This is a genomic window from Acidovorax sp. ACV01, assembly GCF_014851495.1.
In the GTDB taxonomy this organism is placed as follows: domain Bacteria; phylum Pseudomonadota; class Gammaproteobacteria; order Burkholderiales; family Burkholderiaceae_C; genus Acidovorax; species Acidovorax radicis.
Genome location: NZ_JACUZT010000002.1, coordinates 429,391 through 452,698 on the forward strand (window position 1 = coordinate 429,391; position 23,308 = coordinate 452,698).

Below are 23,308 nucleotides of genomic sequence, written 5' to 3' on the forward strand. Positions count from 1 at the left end.
CTGCTCCTCTGGCGAGCGGGTTCTTTGTAGACGTAAGGTTTTCTGAATATGCTGTTACCCGATTGGGCTGTGCTGAACGCCGCCATTGACTGGCTGGGCCACGGTTTGTGGAATCTGGCGTGGTGGCACGTCGTCCTGTACATCCTGGCGACGACCCACATCACCATTGCGGCGGTCACGATTTTTCTGCACCGTGCACAGGCGCACCGTGCGCTGGACCTGCACGCCATTCCCTCGCACTTTTTCCGCTTCTGGTTGTGGATCGGGACCGGCATGGTCACCAAGGAATGGGTCGCCATCCACCGCAAACACCACGCCAAGTGCGAAACCGTGGACGACCCGCACAGCCCGCAGACGCGCGGCCTGGACACCGTGATGTGGCGCGGCGCCGAGTTGTACCGCGCCGAGTCCAAGAACATGGAGACCATGAAGAAGTTCGGCCACGGCACACCCGATGACTGGATGGAACGCAATGTCTATACCCGCTACGGCTGGCAGGGTGTGGGCGTTATGCTGATCCTGAACCTCGCATTGTTTGGCGCGCTTGGCGCCGCTGTGTGGGCGGTACAGATGCTCTGGATTCCGTTCTGGGCGGCGGGTGTGGTCAATGGTGTGGGCCATTACTGGGGCTACCGCAATTTCGAGGCGCAGGATGCCAGCACCAACCTTTCGCCCTGGGGCATCATCATTGGTGGTGAAGAGCTGCACAACAATCACCACACATACCCGACGTCGGCCAAGTTCTCGGTCAAGCCCTATGAGTTCGACATTGGCTGGGTCTACATCACGCTGATGAAGAAAATCGGCTGGGCTACGGTCAAGAAGGTGCCGCCCAAGCTGCAGTTGGGCGACGTGAAACCCGTGGCCGATGAAAAGACGCTGGAGGCTTTGATTGCCAACCGCTACGAGGTGATGGCGGGCTACGCCCGTGGGGTGCGCCAGGCTTGTAAGGAAGAAATCGCTGCACTCAAGGCCCGCCAGGCCGATGTCTCGGTGCTCAAGGCGGCCAAGCGCTGGCTGCCTCGCGACGCGGAGAAGGTGCCAGCCGTGGCGCTGCCACAGCTGGCGCAGGCCCGCGCGGCGCACCCGGCGCTCGACAAGATGGTGACCATGCGCGAAGAGCTGCGTCAGCTGTGGCTCAACACTTCACAATCCCGCGAACAGCTCACAGCCGATTTGCAGGCGTGGTGCCGTCGGGCCGAGGAGAGTGGCATTGCCGCTTTGCGGGAGTTTTCGATCAGCCTGCGTGCGGCACGCGCCTGAGACCACCGGAGGCGGTTCTGTGCAAGGCCTTGCCTTCCCTGGCAAGGCCTTTGTTTTTTTAGACACCCTTTGTTCATCGTGCGGCGTGCAACGCGCCATACGCTCCATCCGGCTGCTCTTTTTTGCGGCCCGCGAAGATCGTCCGCAGAAGCGCCCAAGCTTTCTGCCGCAGCCCGGCTTCGGGCATGCTTTCCACAATCTTGATCTCTGCGGGGCCGTCTGTGGTGCTGCTGAGTTGCATCCAGGTGGCCCGGTCATGCCTCGGCAGTGGCAATTGGGCACCTGCCTTCAAGACGGCCCGTGGTGGTGAGTGCACTGCGTATCCATAGGAGCAGGGGGCCGAAAGTATGGTGATTTCCCCCTGGGTGGTGTGCAAAACGCTGCCGGGCGGAAGGCAGACCCACAGGATTTGACCGGATGCGATGTGGACCGCGAAGGGGGCTGTGGTTGCCTTGGGGTGGATGTCCGTTTTCATGGTGTAGATGCTCCTGGTGAAAAAGACTGTGAAAGGCTGTGGCGAGGGCTTTAGCGTAAGAAATGCCGTCCTGCGGCGACAGATACACGCGTCAGCTTGGTGGGGTAGAACAGCCGCAATTGCTGGCGTGCTGTTATGGTTCTTTCTGTCCTTTCCTGTATCTGTACCCGCAGGTGGCGTTAGGACACGATGCCTCTGCCTGCAGCCTCGCGCCTGCGTCTGGGCTGCAACAGTTTCCCGAGCTACGAGCCATGTCACGTCTCTCTGATACCCGTATGACTCCCCTTTATCGCCAACTGGCAGCTTTGTATGAACAGGCCATCGCTGCAGGCAGCCTGACGCCCGGCATGCGCATGCCATCCGTGCGCGAGCTGTGCCAGCGCCACCAGGTGAGCCTGACGACGGCGCTGCAGGTGCTGCGCCATCTTGAATCCCAGGGCCGTGTGGAAGCGCGCGAGCGCGTGGGCTACTTCGTGCGTGGGCTGGGCGGCGTGGTGCTACCGGGTGCGCGTGAGCCCGAGGTGCATGAACCCCTGGCCAGTGATCTCCATGTCTTTGCGGGTATCAACGAGCGCATTTCGGTTTTTCTGGACAAGGCCCGCCGTGCGGGTCCTCTGCCGCTGGACCTGGGCAGCGCGATGCCGGCACCCAGCCTGTTCGATGCGAAGGCGCTCAACCGGCTTGCGCAGGGCTTGCTGCGGGAGCAGCCGGACATCCTGGTGTATGGCCCATCGGCACCTACGACGCATCCCGAGTTCCAGCAAGCCATGGCGCGGCATGCGCTCACCTTTGGGGTCTGTGTGGCCCCTGCAGACATTGGCGCAACCCATGGAAACTCCGAGGCGGTCAACCTGGCCCTGGATGCGGTGGCCGAGCCGGGCGATGTGATTGCCGTCGAATCGCCCACCTTCTTCGGCATCCTCCAGGCCATCGAGGTGCGTGGGCTGCGCGCGCTGGAGATCCCCTGCAGCCCCCACACCGGCATATCACTGGAGGCGCTGGAGCTGGCTGCACGCAACGAGCCCCGGCTCAGAGGCGTGGTGGTGGTGCCCCATTTGCAGATGCCGCAGGGCAGCGTGATGCCCGACGCACACAAGGAGCGCCTGGTAGCCCTGTGCGTGGAGCACGGCCTGGCCCTCATCGAGGACGATATCTACCGCGAGTTCGTGGAGTCCCCGCACGTTCTGCGTCCGGCCAAGGCCTGGGACCGTCAGGGGGATGCGGGCCAGGTGATCTACTGTGCCTCGCTCAGCAAGAGTTTTGCCCCGGGCCTGCGCCAGGGCTGGATGAGTGCGGGGCGCTGGCAGGCCCGGGTGCAGATGCTCAAGTTCGCCCGCACGCGCAACATGCAGACGTGGTCGCAGCTGCTGGCCGCGCGCAGCGTGGATTCACCGGCCTACGAACGCCACATGCGCCGCATGCGCGCACAGCTGCGCGTCCAGCGGGAGCAGTCCGCGCGGGCTGTGGCCCGCTACTTTCCGGCGGGTACGCGGCTGAGCCTGCCGCCGGGTGGGTTGAGCCTGTGGCTGGAGCTGCCGGTCGGCATCTCGTCCACACGGCTTTACGACCAGGCGCTGCTGAGCGGCATACGTATTGCCCCTGGGCCCATGTTCACCAACACGGGGCGCTATGAGCATTTTCTGCGCCTGAGCTGCGGCATGCCCTTCACGACGCAGGTGGAGGAGGGCTACCGCACGCTGGGCGCCTTGATGGCGGATCAACTGGCCGCGCAGCAGCCCTTTCCGTCGCGCAAGGCTGCGTAGGGCAAGCAGGCGCAGGCAAAAACAGGCATAAAAAAACCGCCCGGGGTCCGGGCGGTTTTTTGGGGGAAGACGAGGCTGAACGATTACTTCAGCTTCATTTCCTTGTATTCCACATGCTTGCGAGCTTTTGGATCAAATTTCATGATCAGCATTTTCTCGGGCATGGTCTTCTTGTTCTTGGTCGTGGTGTAGAAGTGGCCAGTACCCGCAGTGGATTCCAGCTTGATCTTGTCGCGTCCGCCTTTGCTTGCCATGGTGCTTCTCCTTAAGCCTGACCACGTGCGCGCAGGTCTGCGAGCACCGAGTCGATACCGTTCTTGTCGATCAAACGCAGGGCAGCGCTCGAAACACGCAGGCGAACCCAGCGGTTTTCGGTCTCAACCCAGAAACGGCGGTATTGCAGGTTCGGCAGGAACCGGCGCTTGGTTTTGTTGTTGGCGTGGGAAACATTGTTCCCCGTCATGGGCTTCTTGCCCGTTACGTCGCAGACGCGTGCCATGAGGACACTCCGATACTTTTAACGGCCGCTCGCTGGGCCCTGGACTTGTTTGCCCAGGTTGGCTTGCGGCCTCACCTCGCCAGAAAGGGTGGCGGTAACCCGATTTGCCTTTTTCGAAAGGACCGCAAAAACGGGCCGAATTCAGCAAAGCAGCAGATTATAGCCTGCTGCCCAGTTTTTCATCAAGACTCTTGTTCCAGGAAGCGCTGGGCGTCGAGTGCAGCCATGCAGCCCGTGCCCGCGCTGGTGATGGCCTGGCGGTACACATGGTCCTGCACGTCGCCTGCGGCGAACACGCCCGGTACGCTGGTCTGGGTGGCAAAGCCCTTGAGGCCGCCCTGCGTGATGATGTAGCCGTTCTCCATTTCCAGCTGGCCCTGGAAGATCTCGGTGTTGGGCGCATGGCCGATGGCGATAAAGCAGCCCTGCAGCTTGATGTCTTCGGTGCTGCCGTCCTTGGTGCTCTTGATGCGGATGCCGGTCACGCCCGTGTTGTCGCCCAGCACCTCGTCGAGCGTGTTGAACAGCTTGAGCTCGATCTTGCCGGCAGCGACCTTCTCGTGGAGCTTGTCCACCAGGATGGGCTCGGCCTTGAACTTGTCGCGGCGGTGCACCAGCGTGACCTTGCGGGCGATGTTGGACAGGTACAGCGCTTCTTCCACCGCCGTATTGCCGCCGCCCACCACGCAGACGTCCTGCTCGCGGTAGAAGAAGCCGTCGCAGGTGGCGCAACCGGACACGCCCTTGCCCATGAAGGCCTCTTCCGACGGCAGGCCCAGGTATTTGGCCGATGCGCCCGTGGCCAGGATCAGCGCGTCGCAGGTGTAGGTGCCGCTGTCGCCCGTGAGCGTGAAGGGGCGCTGGCTGAAATCGACCTTGTTGATGTGGTCGAAGATGATCTGGGTCTTGAAGCGCTCTGCGTGCTCCAGAAAACGCTGCATCAGGTCCGGGCCCTGCACGCCGTGCACGTCGGCGGGCCAGTTGTCCACCTCGGTCGTGGTCATCAGCTGGCCACCCTGGGCCATGCCGGTGATGAGCACCGGGTTCAGGTTGGCGCGGGCGGCATAAACCGCTGCGGTGTAGCCTGCAGGGCCAGAGCCGAGGATCAGAACTTTCGCGTGTTGGGTGGTGGACATGGTAAAAGCCTGTGTTTTGCGCCCGCTACATGCGGCGCTGTTGGGGAAACTGGGGGTTGAACCGGCAAGTATCAACCGTGCGCCGCTCACGCGGGCAGCGCCTTTTTCAATCTCGGCGATTGTAAGAACCCATTGAGAGTCCCTTCATAACCCGCTGCGGCTCCGGTTGGGTCGCGCCCCTGAGAGGAGATGTTTTCATGTCGACGATGTTGTCCAACCTGGACCTGCTGCGCCGGGTGCCCTTGTTCTCGCTGCTGACGGTGGCCCAGGCCGAGGTGATCAGCGGTGCGGTGATCAAGCGCCGGTTCAAGCGCGGCGAGCCTTTGGTGGAGCAGGGGCAAAAATCCAACGCCCTGTATATCCTGCTCACGGGGCGTGCCAGGGTGATGACCTCCGACAGCCGGGGGCGCGAGGTGATCCTGGCCACGCTCTCGCAGGGTGACTACCTGGGCGAGATGAGCATCATCGACAACGAACCCCATTCGGCCACGGTGCGCGCCGAGGTGCAGACCGACGTGCTCATGCTGGGCCGCGCCGAGTTCGCCCGCTGCCTGACCGAGAACGCCTCGATGTCGCTGGTCGTGATGCGGGGGCTGGTCAAGCGCCTGCGCCATGCCGACCGCAAGATCGAGTCACTGGCGTTGCTGGACGTGTATGGGCGCGTGGCCCATGCCCTGCTGGACTTTGCAATACCCGATGCCCAGGGCCAGTTGGTGATCAAGGACAAAATCTCCCGGCAGGACCTGGCCAAGATGGTGGGGGCCTCGCGCGAGATGGTCAGCCGCGTGATGAAAGACCTGGAAGAGCGTGGCTTCATCGAGGCGCTGCCCAGTGGTGCCACGCTGCTCAAGGACCGCCTGAACGCGCTGGGCTGAACGCCGAGCCGGCGGATGTCAGCCCAGGCGCCAATCCCCTGTGGTGCATGGGGTAAGCTCGCCCGGCACGCTTATGACCTATTCCCTTAATACCCTGAATGCATCGGCTGCGGCCAAGTCGCCGCCGCGCACGGGCGCTGCCCGTTTTGGCCATGAAATTGGCCTGATGGTCGGGCTGCTGGCCCTGGTTTTCTGGTTGCTGGCGCTGGCCAGCTATTCCGCGCAGGATGCTGCGTTTTCCAATTCCGGCTCGCGCGAGGTCCGCATGGTGGCCAACTGGGCGGGCCGCTTTGGCGCCTGGCTGGCCGACGGCAGCTACTTTGCGCTGGGCTTTTCCGTGTGGTGGTGTGTGGCGGCAGGTGTGAGGGCCTGGCTGTCGTCGCTGGCGCGCTGGATGCGTGGTGGCGAGCAGGTGCCGGGCGCCGCCAGCCCGATGCAGCGCCGCGCGCTGTTCTGGGGTGGGCTCGTGCTGCTGATGTGCGCCAGCACGGCCCTGGAGTGGTCGCGCCTGTACCGGTTCGAATCCCTGCTGCCGGGCGGGCACGCCGGTGGCGTGCTGGGCTATGTCGTGGGGCCCGCGAGCGTGAAGTGGCTGGGCTATACCGGCTCGGCCCTGCTGTCGATCGTGCTGGCGGTGCTGGGCGCGGCGCTGGTGTTCCGCTTTTCGTGGGGGCACGTGGCGGAGTCGCTGGGTTCGCGCATCGATGCGCTCGTGCAATCGCGCCTGGCCAAGCGCGAAGTGGCCAAGGACGTGGCTGTGGGCCGCAAGGCCGCGCGCGAGCGCGAAGTGGTGGTGCTCGAAGAACGCACCGAGAGCGAAGTGCACCACCCTCAGCCGATCCAGATCATCGAACCCATCCTGGTGGATGTGCCGCAGAGCACCCGCGTGGTGAAGGAGCGCCAAAAGCCGTTGTTCACCGAGATGCCCGACAGCAAGCTGCCGCTGGTGGACCTGCTCGACGGCCCGCTGCAGCGCCAGGAGACCGTGGCACCCGAGACGCTGGAGATGACCAGCCGCCTCATCGAGAAGAAACTCAAGGATTTCGGCGTGGAAGTGCGCGTGGTAGCCGCCATGCCCGGCCCCGTGATCACACGCTACGAGATCGAGCCCGCCACGGGCGTGAAGGGCTCGCAGATCGTGGGCCTGGCCAAGGACCTGGCGCGCTCGCTCAGCCTTGTGTCCATCCGCGTGGTGGAGACCATCCCGGGCAAGAACTTCATGGCGCTGGAACTGCCCAACGCCAAACGCCAGTCGATCCGTCTGTCCGAGATCCTGGGCTCACAGGTCTACCACGAGGCCAAGAGCATGCTCACCATGGGCCTGGGCAAGGACATCGTGGGCAACCCGGTGGTGGCAGACCTGGCCAAGATGCCGCACGTGCTGGTGGCAGGGACGACCGGCTCGGGCAAGTCGGTGGGGATCAACGCGATGATCCTCTCGCTCTTGTACAAGGCCGAGGCGCGGGATGTGCGCCTGTTGATGATCGACCCCAAGATGCTGGAAATGTCGGTCTACGAAGGCATTCCGCACCTGCTGGCGCCCGTGGTCACCGACATGAAGCAGGCGGCGCACGGCCTGAACTGGTGCGTGGCCGAGATGGAGCGCCGCTACAAGCTGATGTCCAAGCTCGGTGTGCGCAACCTGGCGGGCTACAACGTCAAGATCGACGAGGCCAAGGCGCGCGAGGAGTTCATCTACAACCCCTTCAGCCTGACGCCCGAAGAGCCCGAGCCGCTGCAGCGCCTGCCGCACATCGTGGTCATCATCGACGAGCTGGCCGACCTGATGATGGTGGTGGGCAAGAAGATCGAAGAGCTGATCGCCCGACTGGCGCAGAAGGCGCGTGCGGCCGGCATCCACCTGATCCTGGCCACGCAGCGCCCCAGTGTGGATGTGATCACGGGCCTGATCAAGGCCAACATTCCCACCCGCATTGCGTTCTCGGTCGGCTCCAAGATCGACAGCCGCACCATCCTGGACCAGATGGGCGCCGAAGCCCTGCTGGGCATGGGCGACATGCTCTACATGGCCAGCGGCACGGGCCTGCCGATCCGGGTGCACGGCGCCTTTGTGTCGGACGAGGAAGTACACCGTGTCGTCAGTTACCTCAAGGAACAAGGGGAGCCGGACTACATAGAAGGTGTGCTCGAAGGCGGAACTGTGGATGGCGAGGGGGATCTGTCAGGGGAGGGCGGCGGCGACGGGGGTGAGAAAGACCCCATGTACGACCAGGCCGTCGAGGTGGTGCTCAAGGACCGCAAGGCGAGCATCTCGTACGTGCAGCGCAAGCTGCGCATTGGCTACAACCGCTCGGCGCGTTTGCTGGAAGACATGGAAAAGGCCGGACTCGTCAGTGGCCTCACCACCAGCGGCCAGCGCGAGGTTTTGGTGCCAGCGCGTAGTGAGTGAATGACCCACGCAGGGCGCCAAGCCCGGCCCGTGCCCCACAGGAGTTTTTGTTGAAAAAGACCGTTACTGCAATTTTGATAGCTGCAAGCGCAACACTGGCAAGCGCTGATGGCCTGAAAAGCCTGGAATCGTTTATGAAGGGCACGCAAACGGGCAAGGCGGATTTCACGCAGACCGTGACTTCGCCTCCCAAGGATGGTCAAACTGCACGCACCAAGACATCGACCGGCAGCTTTGAGTTTCAGCGCCCCGGGCGCTTCAAGTTCGTCTATAAGAAACCTTTCGAGCAGACCATCGTGGCCGACGGCCAGACTCTGTGGCTTTACGACGTGGACCTGAATCAGGTCACCCAGCGCTCGCAGTCTCAGGCGCTCGGCAGCACGCCCGCCGCGCTTCTGGCATCGGCCCCCGACCTGTCGGCGCTCAAGGCCGAGTTCGCGCTGGAGACCTCACCCGACCAGGACGGCCTGCAGTGGGTGCTGGCCAGCCCCAAGACCAAGGACGGCCAGCTCAAGAGCGTGCGTGTGGGATTTGCGGGCGAGCAGCTGGCGGCCCTGGACATCCTGGACAGTTTTGGCCAGCGTTCGCTGATTCGTTTTACCGGCATGCAGGCCAATGCGGCGCTGCCCGCCAGCACCTTCCAGTTCAAGCCGCCGGCTGGGGCGGATGTGGTCAAACAGTAAGTCGCTGCGAAAAAGATAGCTGCCCGCGCTTTATGGGTAAGCGCTAGAGTCCAATTTTGCTTGAAAATCAGCTGACGTAGACAGGACACGAACATGGCAGCACGCAGTGCCTCTGCCGCACCTTCCCAGGCCCACCCCTCGGCCCATCAGCCCCTGGCCGAGCGCCTGCGGCCCCGCACGTTGGGCGAGGTGATTGGGCAGCAGCATGTGCTGGGCCCGGGCATGCCGCTGCGGCTCGCGTTTGAATCGGGCCGTCCGCACAGCTGCATCCTCTGGGGCCCGCCGGGTGTGGGCAAGACCACCATCGCGCGGCTCATGGCCGATGCCTTCGACGCGCAGTTCATCAGCATCAGCGCCGTGCTGGGTGGGGTCAAGGACATCCGCGAGGCCGTGGAGCGCGCCGAGGCGGCGCGCGATGGCCTGATGCAGCAGCGCACCATCGTGTTCGTCGATGAAGTGCACCGCTTCAACAAGAGTCAGCAAGATGCCTTCCTGCCGCATGTCGAGTCAGGCCTGTTCACCTTCATCGGCGCCACCACCGAGAACCCTTCGTTTGAGGTCAATTCCGCGTTGCTGTCGCGTGCTGCGGTGTATGTGCTGCAACCGCTGTCCGAAGAGGATTTGAAGCAAATAGTGGCCCTGGCGCAGGCAGAGAAAGCGCTGCCAGCTATCGAAGATGTAGCAATCGACCGCCTGGTGGCCTATGCCGATGGCGATGCCCGCCGCCTGCTCAACACGCTCGAAACCCTGGCCATGGCAGCCACGCAGGAGAAGCTGGCCGAGATCACCGACGCCTGGCTGCTCAAGGTGCTGGGCGAACGCATGCGCCGCTACGACAAGGGTGGCGAGCAGTTCTACGACACCATCAGCGCGCTGCACAAATCCGTGCGCGGCTCCGACCCGGACGCCGCTCTGTACTGGCTGGTGCGCATGCTCGATGGCGGCGCCGACCCGCGCTACATGGCGCGGCGCCTGGTGCGCATGGCCAGCGAAGACATCGGCCTGGCCGATCCGCGCGCGCTGCGCCTGGCGCTGGACGCGACCGAGGTCTACGAACGCCTGGGCAGCCCCGAGGGCGAGCTGGCCCTCGCCGAATGTGTGGTGTACCTGGCGATGGCGCCCAAGTCCAACGCTGTCTACAAGGCCTACAACGCCGCCCGCGCCTGGGTGAAGCAGGATGGCACCCGCCCGGTGCCCATGCACCTGCGCAATGCACCGACCAAGCTCATGAAAGAGCTCGACTACGGCAAGGGCTACCGCTACGCGCACGACGAAGAGGGCGGCTTTGCCGCGGGCGAAAACTACCTGCCCGAGGGCATGCCAGCGCCCGGTTTTTATGCGCCGGTGGAGCGGGGCCTCGAAATCAAGATTGCACAGAAGTTGCGTGAGCTGCGCGCGCGCAATGTTTCAGCAGATTTTGAGGACGGGTCGGACGAAAAGTCCTGAGCCCGGCCCGCAAAGGCCGCAATCCGTGTCATGCTGATTTGGCATGAGTCTGGTAATAAGTTTGCACATCAATTTTCCTGCTTGCATCATGTGAGCTTATGGATTGCGTTGCCCGCTGATGTGCCGCCAACCCGAGGGAAAACCCCGCCCGGCTTGGTGGGGGCCGCTTGTGACTACTCGCTACAATCCCGTCCACAAACCCGCACAGCTGCACTTCTGGCGGGTTTTTTGCTAGATGGCAGTCGGGCCCACAAGGCTGTACCGATTCCGGTGCCAAAGCGGTGGGTACGTTACAAACGAAGGACTTCTCTTATGGACATTTTGCTGCAACAGATCATCAACGGTCTGGTACTCGGCAGCATGTACGCCTTGATAGCCTTGGGCTACACGATGGTGTACGGCATTATTCAGCTGATCAATTTCGCCCACGGCGAAGTGCTCATGATCGGGGCTCTGACCAGTTGGAGCTGTATAGGAATGATGCAGGGCGCAATGCCCGGCGCCCCCGGCTGGGTCATCCTGCTGCTCGCGACCATCATTGCCTGCGTGGTCGCAGCCACCCTCAACTTCGTGATCGAAAAAGTGGCTTACCGCCCTCTGCGCAGCAGTCCACGCCTGGCGCCCCTGATCACGGCCATCGGCATGTCGATCCTGCTGCAGACGCTGGCCATGATCATCTGGAAGCCCAACTACAAACCCTATCCGACGATGCTGCCCAGCTCGCCCTTCGAGATCGGCGGCGCGTTCATCACCCCCACCCAGATCCTGATCCTGGGCGTGACCGCAGTGGCCCTGGCCTCGCTGGTGTACCTGGTCAACCACACCAACCTCGGCCGCGCCATGCGCGCCACGGCCGAGAACCCACGCGTTGCGTCCTTGATGGGCGTGAAGCCTGACATGGTGATCTCCGCCACCTTCATCATCGGCGCCATCCTGGCAGCCGTCGCCGGCATCATGTATGCCTCCAACTACGGCACGGCGCAGCACACCATGGGCTTCCTGCCCGGCCTCAAGGCCTTCACGGCGGCCGTGTTCGGCGGCATCGGCAATCTGGCGGGCGCAGTGGTGGGCGGCATTCTGCTGGGCCTCATTGAAGCCATCGGCTCGGGCTACATCGGCACCTTGACGGGCGGCCTCCTGGGCAGCCACTACACCGACATCTTTGCGTTCATCGTGCTCATCATCATCCTGACGCTGCGACCCTCGGGCCTGCTGGGTGAGCGTGTGGCCGATCGCGCCTGAGGAGCCCCACACCATGAAGAACACAAAAACCAACTGGATCATCGGCGCGGTCGCGCTGCTGGTGCTGCCGCTGATCCTGCAATCCTTCGGCAACGCCTGGGTGCGCATTGCCGACCTGGCGCTGCTGTATGTGCTGCTGGCCCTGGGCCTGAATATCGTGGTCGGCTACGCCGGCCTGCTGGACCTGGGCTATGTGGCGTTCTACGCCGTGGGCGCCTACCTGTTTGCCTTGATGGCTTCGCCGCACCTTGCGGACAACTTTGCGGCCTTTGCCGCCATGTTCCCCAACGGCCTGCACACCTCGCTGTGGCTGGTCATACCGTTGGCGGCCTTGCTGGCGGCGTTCTTCGGGGCGCTGCTGGGGGCGCCCACGCTCAAGCTGCGCGGCGACTACCTGGCTATCGTGACGCTCGGCTTCGGTGAAATCGTCCGTATTTTCCTGAACAACCTGGACCATCCCGCCAACCTGACCAACGGACCCAAGGGCCTGGGCCAGATCGATTCGGTCAAGATCTTCGGGCTGGACTTGGGCAAGCGCCTGGAGTTGTTCGGCTTCGACATCAGCTCGGTCACGCTGTATTACTACCTGTTCCTGATCCTGGTGGTGGTGTCCATCGTGATCTGCTATCGCTTGCAGGATTCGCGCATTGGCCGCGCCTGGATGGCCATCCGCGAGGACGAGATCGCCGCCAAGGCCATGGGCATCAACACCCGCAACATGAAGCTGCTGGCTTTTGGCATGGGCGCCTCGTTTGGCGGCGTGTCGGGCGCCATGTTCGGTGCGTTCCAGGGCTTCGTGTCGCCCGAGTCGTTCAGCCTGATGGAGTCGGTCATGATCGTCGCCATGGTGGTGCTGGGCGGTATTGGCCACATCCCTGGCGTGATCCTGGGTGCCGTGCTGCTGTCGGCCCTGCCCGAAGTGCTGCGCTATGTGGCGGGCCCGCTGCAGGCCATGACGGACGGCCGTCTGGACTCCGCCATCCTGCGTCAGCTGCTGATTGCGCTGGCCATGATCATCATCATGCTGTTGCGTCCCCGTGGTCTGTGGCCTGCGCCCGACCATGGCAAGAGCCTCACGCAGAAGACCTGAACACCGCAGAAAGTTAGAACATGGCAGAGAACATCAAGAATTCGGCCAACGACGTGGTGCTGAAGGTTGCAGGCATTTCCAAGCGTTTTGGTGGCCTGCAAGCCCTCTCCGACGTGGGCATCACCATCGAGCGTGGCCAAGTCTATGGCCTGATCGGCCCCAATGGGGCTGGCAAGACCACTTTCTTTAACGTGATCACGGGTCTTTACACGCCCGACAGCGGCACTTTCGAGCTGGCCGGCAAACCCTACGAGCCCACGGCTGTCCATGAAGTGGCCAAGGCGGGCATTGCGCGCACCTTCCAGAACATCCGCCTGTTTGCAGAAATGACGGCGCTGGAAAACGTGATGGTGGGCCGCCATATCCGCACCAAGTCCGGCCTGCTGGGCGCCGTGTTGCGCACCAAGGGCTTCAAGGAAGAGGAGGCTGCCATCGCCAAGCGTGCGCAGGAACTGCTCGACTATGTGGGCATTGGCAAGTTTGCCGACTACAAGGCGCGCACCCTCTCCTACGGCGACCAGCGCCGCCTGGAGATTGCCCGTGCACTGGCCACCGATCCGCAACTGATCGCGCTCGACGAGCCCGCTGCGGGCATGAACGCCACCGAAAAGGTGCTGCTGCGCGAGCTGATTGACCGCATCCGCAACGACAACCGCACCATCTTGCTCATCGAGCATGACGTGAAGCTGGTGATGGGCCTGTGCGACCGCGTGACGGTGCTCGACTACGGCAAGCAGATCGCCGAAGGCACGCCTGCCACCGTGCAGAAGAACGAAAAAGTGATTGAGGCCTATCTGGGCACCGGAGGACATTGAGAATGGCCGAAAAATCCAACAAGGTACTGCTGCAGGTCAAGGGACTGAAAGTGGCCTACGGCGGTATCCAGGCCGTCAAGGGCGTGGACTTTGAAGTGCGCGAGGGTGAACTGGTCTCGCTGATCGGCTCCAACGGCGCCGGCAAGACCACCACCATGAAGGCCATCACCGGCACCCTGGGCATGAACGATGGCAGCATCGAGTACCTGGGCGAGAGCATCAAGGGCAAGGGCGCCTGGGACCTGGTGAAGAAGGGCCTGGTGATGGTGCCGGAAGGCCGTGGCGTGTTCGCCCGCATGACCATTACCGAAAACCTGCAGATGGGCGCCTACACGCGCCGCGACAAGGCGGGCATCCTGGCCGACATCGAAAAGATGTTCACCATCTTCCCGCGCCTGCGTGAACGCAAGGACCAGCTGGCCGGCACCATGTCGGGCGGCGAACAGCAGATGCTGGCCATGGGCCGTGCGCTGATGAGCCAGCCCAAGGTGCTGCTGCTGGACGAGCCCTCCATGGGCCTGTCGCCCATCATGGTGGACAAGATCTTTGAAGTGGTGCGTGACGTGTACGCCCTGGGGGTGACCATCCTGCTGGTGGAGCAGAACGCCAGCCGTGCGCTGGCGATTGCCGACCGTGGCTACGTGATGGAGTCCGGCCTGATCACCATGTCGGGCCCGGGCCAGCAACTGCTCAACGACCCCAAGGTGCGCGCAGCCTACCTGGGCGAGTAAGCCAACGCCAGCGTCTAGTCGTCTGGGCGCTCGCAAAGCTTGGTTCATGCAAGGCACTGCCATGTGGCAGTGCCTTTTTTTTATGGTGTGCAGATTTTCGATCAATGCATTGATTGCTATATTTTTTATAGCTATTGACGGATGTGTATCCGGCGCCAGGCACCAATTTTGTTCATAATTTGCTGCTGTCCAGCCACCCACCCGCCCACCTACCGCCCGTCGCTGCATGTCGATGAACTTCCTGCAATCCTTGCCCATCCCGCTCCAGACCGTGTTGCTGCTGGTGGCCAGCAACGTCTTCATGACCTTTGCCTGGTACGGGCACCTCAAGAACCTGGCCACTTCACCCTGGTACACCGCAGCGCTGGTGAGCTGGGGCATCGCGCTGTTTGAATACCTGCTGCAGGTGCCCGCCAACCGCATCGGCTTCACGCAGTTCAATGTCGGGCAGCTCAAGATCATGCAGGAGGTGATCACACTGGCGGTGTTTGTGCCGTTTGCGGTGTTCTACATGGGCCAGCCGCTCAAATGGGACTATCTCTGGGCGGGGCTGTGCCTGGTGGGGGCGGTGTATTTCATTTTCCGCGGCGCCTGATCGAGAAGAGAAAGAAGGCGCGCGGTGCCCTGCATTCGCGCGCGTGCCCCGTGGTCGAGAGGCGGGGACACCCGGTTAAACTCGCCCGGTCACCAAAAAGTCATGCCAATGTCATGGCTTTGCCTCTTTTTCAAAAAATCGATCCCGATCCAGGAGCCCCCATGCTGTTTGCCAAGCTGTTGCCACGCGAAGGCAATTTTTTCGAAATGTTCAACCAGCATGCGGACCGCATCGTCGAGGCGGCCAGGGCTTTCTCGCAACTGGTGGCCAACTACAACGACCCGCACCTGCGTGACAAGTACAACCAGGACGTGGACAACGCCGAACGTGCCGCTGACCGCGTGACGCACGAAGTGAACAAGGCCATTCACAAGACCTTCATCACCCCCATCGACCGTGAGCAGATCCACACGCTGATCAACACGATGGACGATGTGGCCGACCTGATCCAGGACTCTGCCGAGACCATGGCGCTGTACGACGTACGCCACATGACGGAAGAGATCACGCGCCTCACGGACCTCAGCCTCAAGTGCTGTGAACGCCTGCGCGATGCCGTCAAACTGCTCGACAAGATCGCCGACCCGGCCGTGGCCGAGGCCGCACTCAAGACCTGCGAAGAGATCGACAAGCTCGAATCCGACGCGGACCGCGTGATGCGCAGCGCCATGAGCAAGCTCTTCCGCGAAGAGCCCGATGTGCGCGAGGTGATCAAGCTCAAGGCCATTTACGAGCTGCTGGAGACCATCACCGACAAGTGCGAGGACGTGGCCAATTGCATCGAGGGCATCGTCCTCGAAAACTCCTGATCCGGCGGGCTGACCAGCATGGAAACCGTACAAACGGCCCTCTGGGTTGTGGTCCTGCTCGTGGCGTTGGCGATCCTGTTCGACTTCATGAACGGGTTCCACGACGCCGCCAATTCGATTGCCACGGTGGTGTCCACCGGGGTGCTCAAGCCTGCACAGGCCGTGCTGTTCGCGGCGTTCTTCAACTTCGTGGCGATCTTCGTCTTTCACCTGAGCGTGGCCGCCACGGTGGGCAAAGGCATCGTGCAGCCCGGCATCGTGGATACGCACGTGGTGTTTGGTGCCCTGGTGGGTGCCATCACCTGGAACGTGATCACCTGGTACTACGGTATCCCCAGCAGTTCTTCGCATGCGCTGATCGGTGGCATCGTGGGTGCCGTGATTGCCAAGGCGGGGGCTGGTGCCCTGGTGTCCGCCGGCATTCTCAAGACGGTGGCGTTCATCTTCGTTTCGCCGCTGCTGGGCTTTGCGCTCGGTTCTCTGATGATGGTGGGTGTTGCGTGGATCTTCCGGCGGGCGCGGCCCAGCAAGGTGGACAAGTGGTTCCGCCGGCTGCAGCTGGTGTCTGCAGGGGCCTACAGCCTGGGCCACGGTGGCAATGACGCCCAGAAGACCATCGGGATCATCTGGCTGCTGCTGATAGCGACGGGGTACTCTTCCGCATCCGACGCGTCGCCCCCCACGTGGACCATTGTGAGCTGCTATGTGGCCATCGGCCTCGGGACCATGTTCGGCGGCTGGCGCATCGTCAAGACCATGGGCCAGAAGATCACCAAGCTCAAGCCCGTGGGCGGGTTCTGTGCCGAAACGGGTGGGGCGCTGACCCTGTTCCTGGCGACCACGCTGGGCATTCCGGTGTCCACCACCCATACCATCACGGGTGCCATCGTGGGCGTTGGCTCCACCCAGCGCGCCAGCGCCGTGCGCTGGGGCGTGGCGGGCAACATCGTCTGGGCCTGGATACTGACCATTCCTGCCAGCGCGTTTGTGGCCGCCGTGGCGTACTGGATCAGCCTGCAGATGTTCTGAGGGTCAAAATTCCCGGGTAGATATAAAACATATAGCTAGTCACGCAATATGGATAAGCGCGAACGCCCCATTTGAATGCAAATTCAATGGGGCGTTTGCTTGGGAGCCTGTGAGGTCACTGCGAGATCTTGCGGGCTTCCTCGATCTGGTACTCGAAATACCGCTGAAAGCTGAACGCGAGACTGGCCATCAGCACGGCGGTACCGACCATCAGCGAGACCACGATGGCGCCGATGGTGATCCATTGGGTCCTGCCCGCCGGGGCGTCGGGTGCGGCCGTGGGGTTGTAGCGTGCGTTCCAGGCCTCAGGCGTTTTGAGCGCAAACAGGATGGCCTGCAATGCGCAGCCTGCAATCGTGAAGCCGAGCAGGGGAATCAGCATCCAGCTGTAGTGGTCGTCCTGGCCCAGCTGCTGCACACGCTGGATACCGTAAATGCCCAGCGCCGTCGGGATCGGTAGCAGCCATCCCAGCATGTCGGTGAGCCCGTGCAGGTAGAAGCGGTGCAGGCCCAGCGGCCCGCCCACGAAGGCGAGCCAGGCCGCCAGAGTTTTATTTTTCATGGGGCATTATTCATCGTCGGGCCGCCCCGAGATGAACAAGTGGTCTCCTTTGGAGGGGGCAACCCGCGCCGCTGGGGCGCATGGCGGCTGTTTTCATTCAGGCGAAGTGGTATCGCCCGCGCCCAGGGTTTTTTCCATGAGCACGATGTCGCGCCAGGCGCCGAACTTCCAGCCCACCGAACGCATCACGCCCACATCGGTAAAACCCAGTGCCCGGTGCACGCCGATCGATCCCGCGTTGGCCGAATCGCCAATGACGGCCAGCAGTTTGCGCACACCAGCCGCTTCGGCCTGCGTCGCCAGCTCGGCCAGCAGCGTGCGGCCCAGGCCCATGCCACGGGCGCTGTCGGCGACGTAGATCGAATCCTCTGCCGAGAAGCGGTAGGCCGGGCGTGGCTTGAACCAGTTGGCATAGGCATAGCCGAGCACCTGGCCGTCTTGCTCGGCCACCAGCCAGGGCAGGCCACGTGCCAGCACATCGGCGCGGCGGCCTGTCATGTCGGCCTCCGATGGGGGGTCGATCTCGAACGTGCCCGTGCCGTGGAGCACGTGGTGTTGGTAAATGGCCGTGATGGCCGGAATATCGCTGTCGGTGCTGGGGCGGATGGTAGGCATTGGAGGAAATGGATATAATCGCGGGCTTTGCAGCGTGTCGCTGGCCGGGTGGCCATGTCGCGTGTCTCAAGCGTTGCGAATATGGTTGCGAACACTGTGGCTCAAGGCAAATGTTGCCGGAGTTCACCACCCGAAGGATAAATCATGGTCGTCATTCGACTCTCTCGCGGCGGCTCCAAGGGCCGTCCTTTCTTCAATATCGTCGTTGCTGACAAGCGCGTGCGCCGCGATGGCCGCTTCATCGAGCGCATCGGCTTCTACAACCCCACCGCCAAGGAAACCGAAGAAGGCCTGCGCATCGTGCAAGACCGTCTGACCTATTGGCAGAGCGTGGGCGCCCAGTCCTCGCCCACCGTGGACCGCCTGATCAAGCAAGCCGCCAAGAAGGCTGCTTAAAGCTCCCTGAAAAGGGCGGGTTTCGTCGGTATTCCTGACGAAACCCGCCCTTTTCCTATTCTGGAATCACCGCCATGGCCACCAACCTGACCCTCGAACCCGCAGAGCTGCCCGCCGATGCTATTGAAGTGGGGCGCATTGCCGATGCCTGGGGCGTCAAGGGCTGGTTCAAGGTGCTGTCGCACAGCAGCAGTCCCGAGGCGCTGTTTTCGTCGAAGCGCTGGTACCTGCAGCCCTCGGAGCGCGGCGCCAAGAAGTTTGCTGGCACCGTGTTGTTGTCCATCCGCCAAGCCAAGGACCATTCGGACACCGTGGTCGCCTGGGCCCAGGGCATTGATGACCGCGACGCGGCCGAAGCCCTCCGCGGCGCGCGCATCTTTGTGCCACGCTCCAGCTTTCCGTCCACCACAGAAGATGAGTACTACTGGGTCGATCTGATTGGTCTTGAGGTCGTCAACCGCGAAGGCGTGGCGCTGGGGCAGGTGCAGGAGCTGATGTCCACTGGCCCCCAGACCGTGCTGGTGCTGGCCTACGAACAGGACGGCAAGGCGCAGGAGCGCATGATTCCTTTTGTCTCTGCCTTTGTCGACAAGGTGGACTTGGCCGAAAAACGCATCACCGTGGACTGGCAACCCGACTACTGATCGGCACGCACTGACCGCGCCGCGCACCATGCGCTTTGACATTCTCACCCTGTTTCCCGAGCTGTTTGCGCCGTTCCTGGCCAGCGGTGTGACCCGCCGCGCGTATGCCAGCGGTCAAGTCGATGTGCGCCTGTGGAACCCGCGTGACTACGCCGATGGCAATTACCGCCGTGTCGACGACAGGCCTTTTGGCGGTGGGCCTGGAATGGTGATGCTGGCCGAGCCCCTGGCACGGTGCCTTGCGGCCATCCGGGTCGAGCGTGGCGAGGCCGAGGGCAACCAGGTGCCGCTGGTCCTTTTTTCGCCCATTGGCGAGACGCTGAACCATGCTGCCGTGGAGCGCTGGTCTGCGAGTGCCGGTGCCATCCTTCTGTGCGGGCGCTATGAAGGCATTGACCAGCGTTTTATCGATGCCCATGTCGATCTGCAGATGAGTCTGGGGGATTTTGTACTGTCTGGTGGCGAAATTGCCGCCATGGCCTTGCTGGACGCCGTGGCGCGCTTGCAGCCCGGCGTGCTCAATGACGAGGGCAGCCACCAGCTCGACAGCTTCAACCCGGCGCTCGATGGTCTGCTCGACTGTCCGCACTACACGCGCCCCGAAGAGTGGGCGGGCCAGCAGGTGCCTGCCGCACTGATGTCCGGCCACCATGCGCAGATCGAGCGTTGGCGGCGTGACCAGCGCTTGGCCACCACGGCCCGGCACCGGCCTGACCTCATCGAGGCAGCGCGCAAAGCAGGGCATCTCGGCTCCGCCGATGAAGCCGTATTGGCCAAGCTTGCCTGAATTGCTATAATCAAGGGCTTTTCGATCCTCTGGCCGGCCGTTTTGACAGGGAGTTCTCCCGCAAAACACTGAGACGTCAATCCCGACGCAGCCATTTTTGGCGCGGACAAGATCGTTGGATATCAAACATGAACCTGATTCAGACCCTGGAAGCGGAAGAAATCGCCCGCTTGAACAAGACCATCCCCGAATTCGCCCCCGGTGACACCGTCATCGTGAGCGTGAACGTGGTGGAAGGTACCCGCAAGCGCGTGCAGGCTTACGAAGGCGTGGTGATTGCCAAGCGCAATCGTGGCCTGAACAGCGGCTTCACCGTGCGCAAGATCTCCAGCGGCGAAGGCGTGGAGCGTACGTTCCAGACCTACAGCCCGCTGATCGCCAGCATCGAAGTCAAGCGCCGTGGTGACGTGCGCCGTGCCAAGCTGTACTACCTGCGTGACCGCAGCGGCAAGTCGGCACGTATCAAGGAAAAGCTGCCTGCGCGTGCCAACAAGGTTGCAGCAGCCACCGCCGCATAAGGCGCAGGCTCAACCTGACAAGCCGCTACAGCATCTGCCTGTAGCGGCTTTTTGTTTTTTGGCTTTCTCGGCCTCGGCCTTTTTGTGAACCCTTCTTCCAGTCCTGTTGTCTCCTCGGCCATCGCTCCTTTGTCGAGCCTGCCCGACTTTGATCCCCGCCTCGTCCCGGTGGCGGGGGTGGATGCGCACCTGCCTGCAGTGCCTGCACAAGCACAGACTCCCGAAGCACTGCGGGCGCGTTTTGTGCACCCGCCGCAGTGGGAGCCCGAGGTACTGCTGGAAAAAAAGTTCATGAACCGCGAGCCGGCCCATGCGTCAGTCCTGATCGCCATCGTGCTGCGCGAGCAACCCATGGTGCTATTGACCGAACGCACGGCCCACCTGTCCACCCATTCGGGGCAGGTGGCTTTCCCGGGTGGACGGGCCGACCCTGGGGATGCCACGCCCGCCGACACGGCCCTGCGCGAGGCTCAGGAAGAGGTGGGGCTTGCGCGGGATTTTGTCGAGGTGCTGGGCACGTTGCCGATCTATGTCACGGGCTCGTCGTTCATCATCACGCCGGTGGTGGCGCTTGTGCAGCCGGACTGCGTGCTCCAGCCCAATCCCTATGAGGTGGCAGATCTCTTCGAGGTGCCGCTTGCTTTTTTGCTCAACCCTGCCAACCACCAGCGCCATGTCTTCGACCGGGATGGTGTACACCGCGAGTGGTTCTCGATGCCCTACCAGGACGGTGGCAAGAATCACTACATCTGGGGCGCCACGGCGGGCATGCTGCGCAATTTCTACCGTTTTATGCAGGCGTAAGCCGGGCTCGCGTGCGATGGGGTGCATGGGGGTAAAGCACCAGTATCATTGCCCTCCATGAGTTTCTTCGCCATCCTGTTCGCTCTGCTGATCGAGCAGGCCCGCCCGCTGGCACGCAGCAATCCCATCCATGCAGGTCTGCGTGCGTGGGCGCTGTCCGTGAGCCGCAATTTTGATGCGGGCAAACCACACCACGGCTGGGTGGCCTGGAGCCTTGCGGTGCTGGTCCCGGCCCTGGTGACCCTGGCCATCCACTGGCTTCTGCTCTGGGGACTGGGGTGGCCCTTTGCGGTGCTGTGGAGCGTCGCAGTGCTGTACATCACGCTTGGGTTTCGGCAGTTCAGCCACCACTTCACTGGCATCCGCGATGCGCTGGAGGAGGGCGATGAAGATGCTGCCCGCGAGCGCCTGGCCCACTGGCAGCAGGTGGATGTGGGAGCGCTGCCGCGCAGCGAGATCGTGCGCCATGTGATCGAGTATTCGGTGCTGGCAGCCCACCGGCATGTGTTCGGCGTGCTGGCATGGTTCTCCGTGCTGGCAGCTCTGGGCCTGGGGCCCACAGGTGCCGTGCTGTACCGGTTGGCCGAGTTTGTATCGCGTTACTGGCATTACAAGCAACGCGCGGGTGCCCAGCCTGCCAGTGCCTCGTTGCAGCAAGCCTCTGCCCAGGCATGGACGGCTATCGACTGGCTGCCGGCCCGTCTTACGGCGCTGAGCTTTGCCGTGGTGGGCAGCTTTGAAGAAGCCATTGAGGGCTGGCGGTTTCATGCGCAGCGTTTCCCCAATGACAATGATGGTGTGGTGCTGGCTGCCACGGCGGGTGCCATCAATGTGCGTCTGGGTGGCGAGGCGCTCAAGGCACGCACCGAATTGCACACGCCGCAGGGCCTGGAGATTGATGCCGACATGGGTGACAGCGATTCCACTCCGGGCCGCGAGCCTGAGGTGGGCCACCTGCGCAGCGTGGTGGGGCTGGTGTGGCGCTCGGTGGTGGTGTGGATGCTGCTGCTGGCGCTGCTCACGCTGGCGCGTTTGCTGGGATAGAGGCTAGAAGCCCCCTTGAGTCGCCTTCGGCGCCTTCCCTCAGACGGGGATGCACCCGATGGCCTGGCAAAGCCAGTTCCACTGGATGCGCTGGTGCGAATGCGCCAATGATGTTGGCCGCGTCCGGTTCAATACCGGGTGTGGCTCAGTTCTTCAAACAAATCACTATAAATTTTATAGCGTATTGCGCTGATACCACCAGCGCCAGGGCCTGACTTGACCGCATCCAGCACACCACAGCCTGGTTCATGCAGGTGGGTGCAGTTGTAGAACTTGCAGGCTGTCGCATGTGCTGCAATGTCGGGCATGCAGGCAGCCAGTTGCATGGGGGCAATGTGGTGCAGGCCAAACTCCTGAAAGCCCGGTGAATCGATGAGGGCGGTGGTGCGGGCCTTGTCCATCCAGTACCAGTGGGTGCTGGTGGTGGTGTGTTTGCCCGAGTTCAGCGCCTGCGAGATTTCGCCGGTCAGCACGGTAGCACCTGGCACCAGTAGATTGATGAGGGTGCTTTTGCCGGATCCCGAGGGGCCCAGCACCAGCGTGGTCTTGCCCTCAAGGTGCTCCATCAGGAGCGCGCGGTCCACTTCGCTGGAGAGCGCGAGCGACAGCGGCAGCACGCCATAGTGCTTGCCCGCACCCATGTGTCGGTAGGGCAACAAACGTTCCCAGGCGCGGGCGAAGGGCTCGACCAGATCACTCTTGTTGAGTGCAATGATGGGCTTGATGCCTTCGGCCTCGGCGGCAATCAGGGCGCGGGCGAGCTGGCTTTCCGAGAACACCGGCTCTGCTGCGATCAGGATGAGCACCTGGTCGAGGTTGGCGGCAAATGACTTTGTGCGGATTTCGTCCTGGCGGTAAAAGAGGTTGCGCCGCTCCTTGACCTTCTCGATGGTGCCCTCGTCGCCTTGGCCGGGTGGTGGTGCCTGCCACAGCACATGGTCGCCCACCACCGCCTGGCTCTTCTTGCCACGAGGATGGCAGATGCGGCGTACGCCGTCGGGGGTTTCCACCATGCAGTGGCGCCCATGGCTGGCCACCACGGTGCCATCCATAAGCGCGCTGCGTTCAGCCATGGGA

At 62.8% G+C, this 23,308-nt stretch carries 26 protein-coding genes; 19 read left to right on the top strand and 7 right to left on the bottom strand.

The features are described from left to right. The first annotated feature begins 48 nt into the window (after nt 1-48). Entirely contained in the window at nt 49-1,263 is a 1,215-nt protein-coding gene (locus IB243_RS06500; protein WP_192425848.1) for a fatty acid desaturase, read from the top strand. A 73-nt stretch (nt 1,264-1,336) separates the two neighbouring features. Here the strand turns inward: IB243_RS06500 and IB243_RS06505 are convergent, their stop codons facing one another. Beyond that, nucleotides 1,337-1,738: a hypothetical protein gene (locus IB243_RS06505; protein WP_192425850.1), complete on the bottom strand. Its 402-nt coding sequence runs from the start codon at nt 1,736-1,738 to the stop codon at nt 1,337-1,339. A gap of 275 nt (nt 1,739-2,013) precedes the next feature. On the opposite strand from IB243_RS06505, the gene IB243_RS06510 reads away from it, so the two are divergent. Beyond that, nucleotides 2,014-3,501, top strand: a complete 1,488-nt coding sequence (locus IB243_RS06510) for a PLP-dependent aminotransferase family protein (protein WP_225584777.1) — start codon at nt 2,014-2,016, stop codon at nt 3,499-3,501. A gap of 83 nt (nt 3,502-3,584) precedes the next feature. Here the strand turns inward: IB243_RS06510 and rpmG are convergent, their stop codons facing one another. The 3 genes from rpmG to trxB all read right to left on the bottom strand — a co-directional run bounded on the left by rpmG (nt 3,585) and on the right by trxB (nt 5,136). Next, a complete protein-coding gene (gene rpmG / locus IB243_RS06515; protein ID WP_008904999.1) occupies nt 3,585-3,755 on the bottom strand; it encodes a 50S ribosomal protein L33 in 171 nt (56 codons plus the stop codon). A gap of 11 nt (nt 3,756-3,766) precedes the next feature. Continuing rightward, complete coding sequence (gene rpmB, locus IB243_RS06520; protein WP_010463481.1) at nt 3,767-4,000, bottom strand: 50S ribosomal protein L28; 234 nt, start codon at nt 3,998-4,000, stop codon at nt 3,767-3,769. A 182-nt stretch (nt 4,001-4,182) separates the two neighbouring features. Beyond that, a complete protein-coding gene (trxB, locus tag IB243_RS06525; protein ID WP_010463482.1) occupies nt 4,183-5,136 on the bottom strand; it encodes a thioredoxin-disulfide reductase in 954 nt (317 codons plus the stop codon). 197 nt (nt 5,137-5,333) lie between these two features. Here trxB and IB243_RS06530 point away from each other — a divergent pair, with 197 nt between their 5' ends. The 11 genes from IB243_RS06530 (at nt 5,334) to IB243_RS06580 (ending at nt 16,861) form a co-directional block, all read left to right on the top strand. Continuing rightward, nucleotides 5,334-6,011 (top strand): Crp/Fnr family transcriptional regulator, encoded by a 678-nt coding sequence (locus tag IB243_RS06530; protein WP_010463484.1) that lies wholly within the window; start codon nt 5,334-5,336, stop codon nt 6,009-6,011. Between the two features lie 73 nt (nt 6,012-6,084). Next, nucleotides 6,085-8,421, top strand: coding sequence for a DNA translocase FtsK (locus IB243_RS06535; protein ID WP_057226605.1), 2,337 nt, complete (start codon nt 6,085-6,087; stop codon nt 8,419-8,421). Nucleotides 8,422-8,471: 50 nt separating this feature from the next. After that, nucleotides 8,472-9,104, top strand: a complete 633-nt coding sequence (gene lolA / locus IB243_RS06540; RefSeq protein ID WP_192425854.1) for an outer membrane lipoprotein chaperone LolA — start codon at nt 8,472-8,474, stop codon at nt 9,102-9,104. Nucleotides 9,105-9,197: 93 nt separating this feature from the next. After that, complete coding sequence (locus IB243_RS06545; RefSeq protein ID WP_192425856.1) at nt 9,198-10,550, top strand: replication-associated recombination protein A; 1,353 nt, start codon at nt 9,198-9,200, stop codon at nt 10,548-10,550. Between the two features lie 312 nt (nt 10,551-10,862). Beyond that, nucleotides 10,863-11,792, top strand: coding sequence for a branched-chain amino acid ABC transporter permease (locus IB243_RS06550; RefSeq protein WP_010463492.1), 930 nt, complete (start codon nt 10,863-10,865; stop codon nt 11,790-11,792). Nucleotides 11,793-11,805: 13 nt separating this feature from the next. Further along, nucleotides 11,806-12,882: an ABC transporter ATP-binding protein gene (locus IB243_RS06555; RefSeq protein WP_010463494.1), complete on the top strand. Its 1,077-nt coding sequence runs from the start codon at nt 11,806-11,808 to the stop codon at nt 12,880-12,882. A 20-nt stretch (nt 12,883-12,902) separates the two neighbouring features. Further along, on the top strand, nt 12,903-13,697 hold the full coding sequence (locus IB243_RS06560) for an ABC transporter ATP-binding protein (protein WP_010463497.1): 795 nt from the start codon (nt 12,903-12,905) through the stop codon (nt 13,695-13,697). Between the two features lie 2 nt (nt 13,698-13,699). Continuing rightward, entirely contained in the window at nt 13,700-14,428 is a 729-nt protein-coding gene (locus IB243_RS06565) for an ABC transporter ATP-binding protein (protein WP_010463498.1), read from the top strand. A 232-nt stretch (nt 14,429-14,660) separates the two neighbouring features. Then, the gene (locus IB243_RS06570) at nt 14,661-15,023 is read left to right on the top strand and encodes a DMT family protein (RefSeq protein ID WP_029414044.1); all 363 of its coding nucleotides are present in this window, start codon (nt 14,661-14,663) and stop codon (nt 15,021-15,023) included. Between the two features lie 161 nt (nt 15,024-15,184). Beyond that, nucleotides 15,185-15,832: a DUF47 domain-containing protein gene (locus IB243_RS06575; RefSeq protein WP_010463500.1), complete on the top strand. Its 648-nt coding sequence runs from the start codon at nt 15,185-15,187 to the stop codon at nt 15,830-15,832. An 18-nt stretch (nt 15,833-15,850) separates the two neighbouring features. Next, nucleotides 15,851-16,861 (top strand): inorganic phosphate transporter, encoded by a 1,011-nt coding sequence (locus tag IB243_RS06580; protein ID WP_010463501.1) that lies wholly within the window; start codon nt 15,851-15,853, stop codon nt 16,859-16,861. 115 nt (nt 16,862-16,976) lie between these two features. Here the strand turns inward: IB243_RS06580 and IB243_RS06585 are convergent, their stop codons facing one another. Both IB243_RS06585 and IB243_RS06590 read right to left on the bottom strand, forming a co-directional pair. Then, nucleotides 16,977-17,423 (bottom strand): TM2 domain-containing protein, encoded by a 447-nt coding sequence (locus IB243_RS06585; RefSeq protein ID WP_010463502.1) that lies wholly within the window; start codon nt 17,421-17,423, stop codon nt 16,977-16,979. A 93-nt stretch (nt 17,424-17,516) separates the two neighbouring features. Next, nucleotides 17,517-18,038 (bottom strand): GNAT family N-acetyltransferase, encoded by a 522-nt coding sequence (locus IB243_RS06590; RefSeq protein WP_010463503.1) that lies wholly within the window; start codon nt 18,036-18,038, stop codon nt 17,517-17,519. Nucleotides 18,039-18,182: 144 nt separating this feature from the next. Here IB243_RS06590 and rpsP point away from each other — a divergent pair, with 144 nt between their 5' ends. The 6 genes from rpsP to IB243_RS06620 all read left to right on the top strand — a co-directional run bounded on the left by rpsP (nt 18,183) and on the right by IB243_RS06620 (nt 22,231). Then, the gene (gene rpsP, locus IB243_RS06595) at nt 18,183-18,434 is read left to right on the top strand and encodes a 30S ribosomal protein S16 (protein WP_010463504.1); all 252 of its coding nucleotides are present in this window, start codon (nt 18,183-18,185) and stop codon (nt 18,432-18,434) included. 74 nt (nt 18,435-18,508) lie between these two features. Beyond that, nucleotides 18,509-19,078: a ribosome maturation factor RimM gene (gene rimM, locus IB243_RS06600; protein WP_192425857.1), complete on the top strand. Its 570-nt coding sequence runs from the start codon at nt 18,509-18,511 to the stop codon at nt 19,076-19,078. Between the two features lie 28 nt (nt 19,079-19,106). Continuing rightward, entirely contained in the window at nt 19,107-19,865 is a 759-nt protein-coding gene (trmD, locus tag IB243_RS06605; RefSeq protein WP_192425858.1) for a tRNA (guanosine(37)-N1)-methyltransferase TrmD, read from the top strand. A 128-nt stretch (nt 19,866-19,993) separates the two neighbouring features. Beyond that, the gene (gene rplS / locus IB243_RS06610; RefSeq protein WP_057226615.1) at nt 19,994-20,383 is read left to right on the top strand and encodes a 50S ribosomal protein L19; all 390 of its coding nucleotides are present in this window, start codon (nt 19,994-19,996) and stop codon (nt 20,381-20,383) included. A gap of 84 nt (nt 20,384-20,467) precedes the next feature. Beyond that, on the top strand, nt 20,468-21,187 hold the full coding sequence (locus IB243_RS06615; protein ID WP_029414045.1) for a CoA pyrophosphatase: 720 nt from the start codon (nt 20,468-20,470) through the stop codon (nt 21,185-21,187). Nucleotides 21,188-21,244: 57 nt separating this feature from the next. Next, nucleotides 21,245-22,231, top strand: a complete 987-nt coding sequence (locus IB243_RS06620; protein WP_010463513.1) for a CobD/CbiB family protein — start codon at nt 21,245-21,247, stop codon at nt 22,229-22,231. Between the two features lie 128 nt (nt 22,232-22,359). Here IB243_RS06620 and rsgA read toward each other — a convergent pair whose 3' ends face one another. After that, nucleotides 22,360-23,304 carry a ribosome small subunit-dependent GTPase A gene (gene rsgA, locus IB243_RS06625; RefSeq protein WP_192425859.1) on the bottom strand — a complete coding sequence of 315 codons (945 nt, stop codon included), beginning with the start codon at nt 23,302-23,304 and terminating at the stop codon, nt 22,360-22,362. Between the last annotated feature and the right edge of the window lie 4 nt (nt 23,305-23,308).

Coding starts and splice junctions, on each gene's coding strand:
- IB243_RS06500 (WP_192425848.1), top strand. CDS start 49: ATGCTGTTACCCGATTGGGCTGTGCTGAACGCCGCCATTGACTGGCTG.
- IB243_RS06505 (WP_192425850.1), bottom strand. CDS start 1,738: ATGAAAACGGACATCCACCCCAAGGCAACCACAGCCCCCTTCGCGGTC.
- IB243_RS06510 (WP_225584777.1), top strand. CDS start 2,014: ATGACTCCCCTTTATCGCCAACTGGCAGCTTTGTATGAACAGGCCATC.
- rpmG (WP_008904999.1), bottom strand. CDS start 3,755: ATGGCAAGCAAAGGCGGACGCGACAAGATCAAGCTGGAATCCACTGCG.
- rpmB (WP_010463481.1), bottom strand. CDS start 4,000: ATGGCACGCGTCTGCGACGTAACGGGCAAGAAGCCCATGACGGGGAAC.
- trxB (WP_010463482.1), bottom strand. CDS start 5,136: ATGTCCACCACCCAACACGCGAAAGTTCTGATCCTCGGCTCTGGCCCT.
- IB243_RS06530 (WP_010463484.1), top strand. CDS start 5,334: ATGTCGACGATGTTGTCCAACCTGGACCTGCTGCGCCGGGTGCCCTTG.
- IB243_RS06535 (WP_057226605.1), top strand. CDS start 6,085: ATGACCTATTCCCTTAATACCCTGAATGCATCGGCTGCGGCCAAGTCG.
- IB243_RS06545 (WP_192425856.1), top strand. CDS start 9,198: ATGGCAGCACGCAGTGCCTCTGCCGCACCTTCCCAGGCCCACCCCTCG.
- IB243_RS06550 (WP_010463492.1), top strand. CDS start 10,863: ATGGACATTTTGCTGCAACAGATCATCAACGGTCTGGTACTCGGCAGC.
- IB243_RS06555 (WP_010463494.1), top strand. CDS start 11,806: ATGAAGAACACAAAAACCAACTGGATCATCGGCGCGGTCGCGCTGCTG.
- IB243_RS06560 (WP_010463497.1), top strand. CDS start 12,903: ATGGCAGAGAACATCAAGAATTCGGCCAACGACGTGGTGCTGAAGGTT.
- IB243_RS06565 (WP_010463498.1), top strand. CDS start 13,700: ATGGCCGAAAAATCCAACAAGGTACTGCTGCAGGTCAAGGGACTGAAA.
- IB243_RS06570 (WP_029414044.1), top strand. CDS start 14,661: ATGAACTTCCTGCAATCCTTGCCCATCCCGCTCCAGACCGTGTTGCTG.
- IB243_RS06575 (WP_010463500.1), top strand. CDS start 15,185: ATGCTGTTTGCCAAGCTGTTGCCACGCGAAGGCAATTTTTTCGAAATG.
- IB243_RS06580 (WP_010463501.1), top strand. CDS start 15,851: ATGGAAACCGTACAAACGGCCCTCTGGGTTGTGGTCCTGCTCGTGGCG.
- IB243_RS06585 (WP_010463502.1), bottom strand. CDS start 17,423: ATGAAAAATAAAACTCTGGCGGCCTGGCTCGCCTTCGTGGGCGGGCCG.
- IB243_RS06590 (WP_010463503.1), bottom strand. CDS start 18,038: ATGCCTACCATCCGCCCCAGCACCGACAGCGATATTCCGGCCATCACG.
- rpsP (WP_010463504.1), top strand. CDS start 18,183: ATGGTCGTCATTCGACTCTCTCGCGGCGGCTCCAAGGGCCGTCCTTTC.
- rimM (WP_192425857.1), top strand. CDS start 18,509: ATGGCCACCAACCTGACCCTCGAACCCGCAGAGCTGCCCGCCGATGCT.
- trmD (WP_192425858.1), top strand. CDS start 19,107: ATGCGCTTTGACATTCTCACCCTGTTTCCCGAGCTGTTTGCGCCGTTC.
- rplS (WP_057226615.1), top strand. CDS start 19,994: ATGAACCTGATTCAGACCCTGGAAGCGGAAGAAATCGCCCGCTTGAAC.
- IB243_RS06620 (WP_010463513.1), top strand. CDS start 21,245: ATGAGTTTCTTCGCCATCCTGTTCGCTCTGCTGATCGAGCAGGCCCGC.
- rsgA (WP_192425859.1), bottom strand. CDS start 23,304: ATGGCTGAACGCAGCGCGCTTATGGATGGCACCGTGGTGGCCAGCCAT.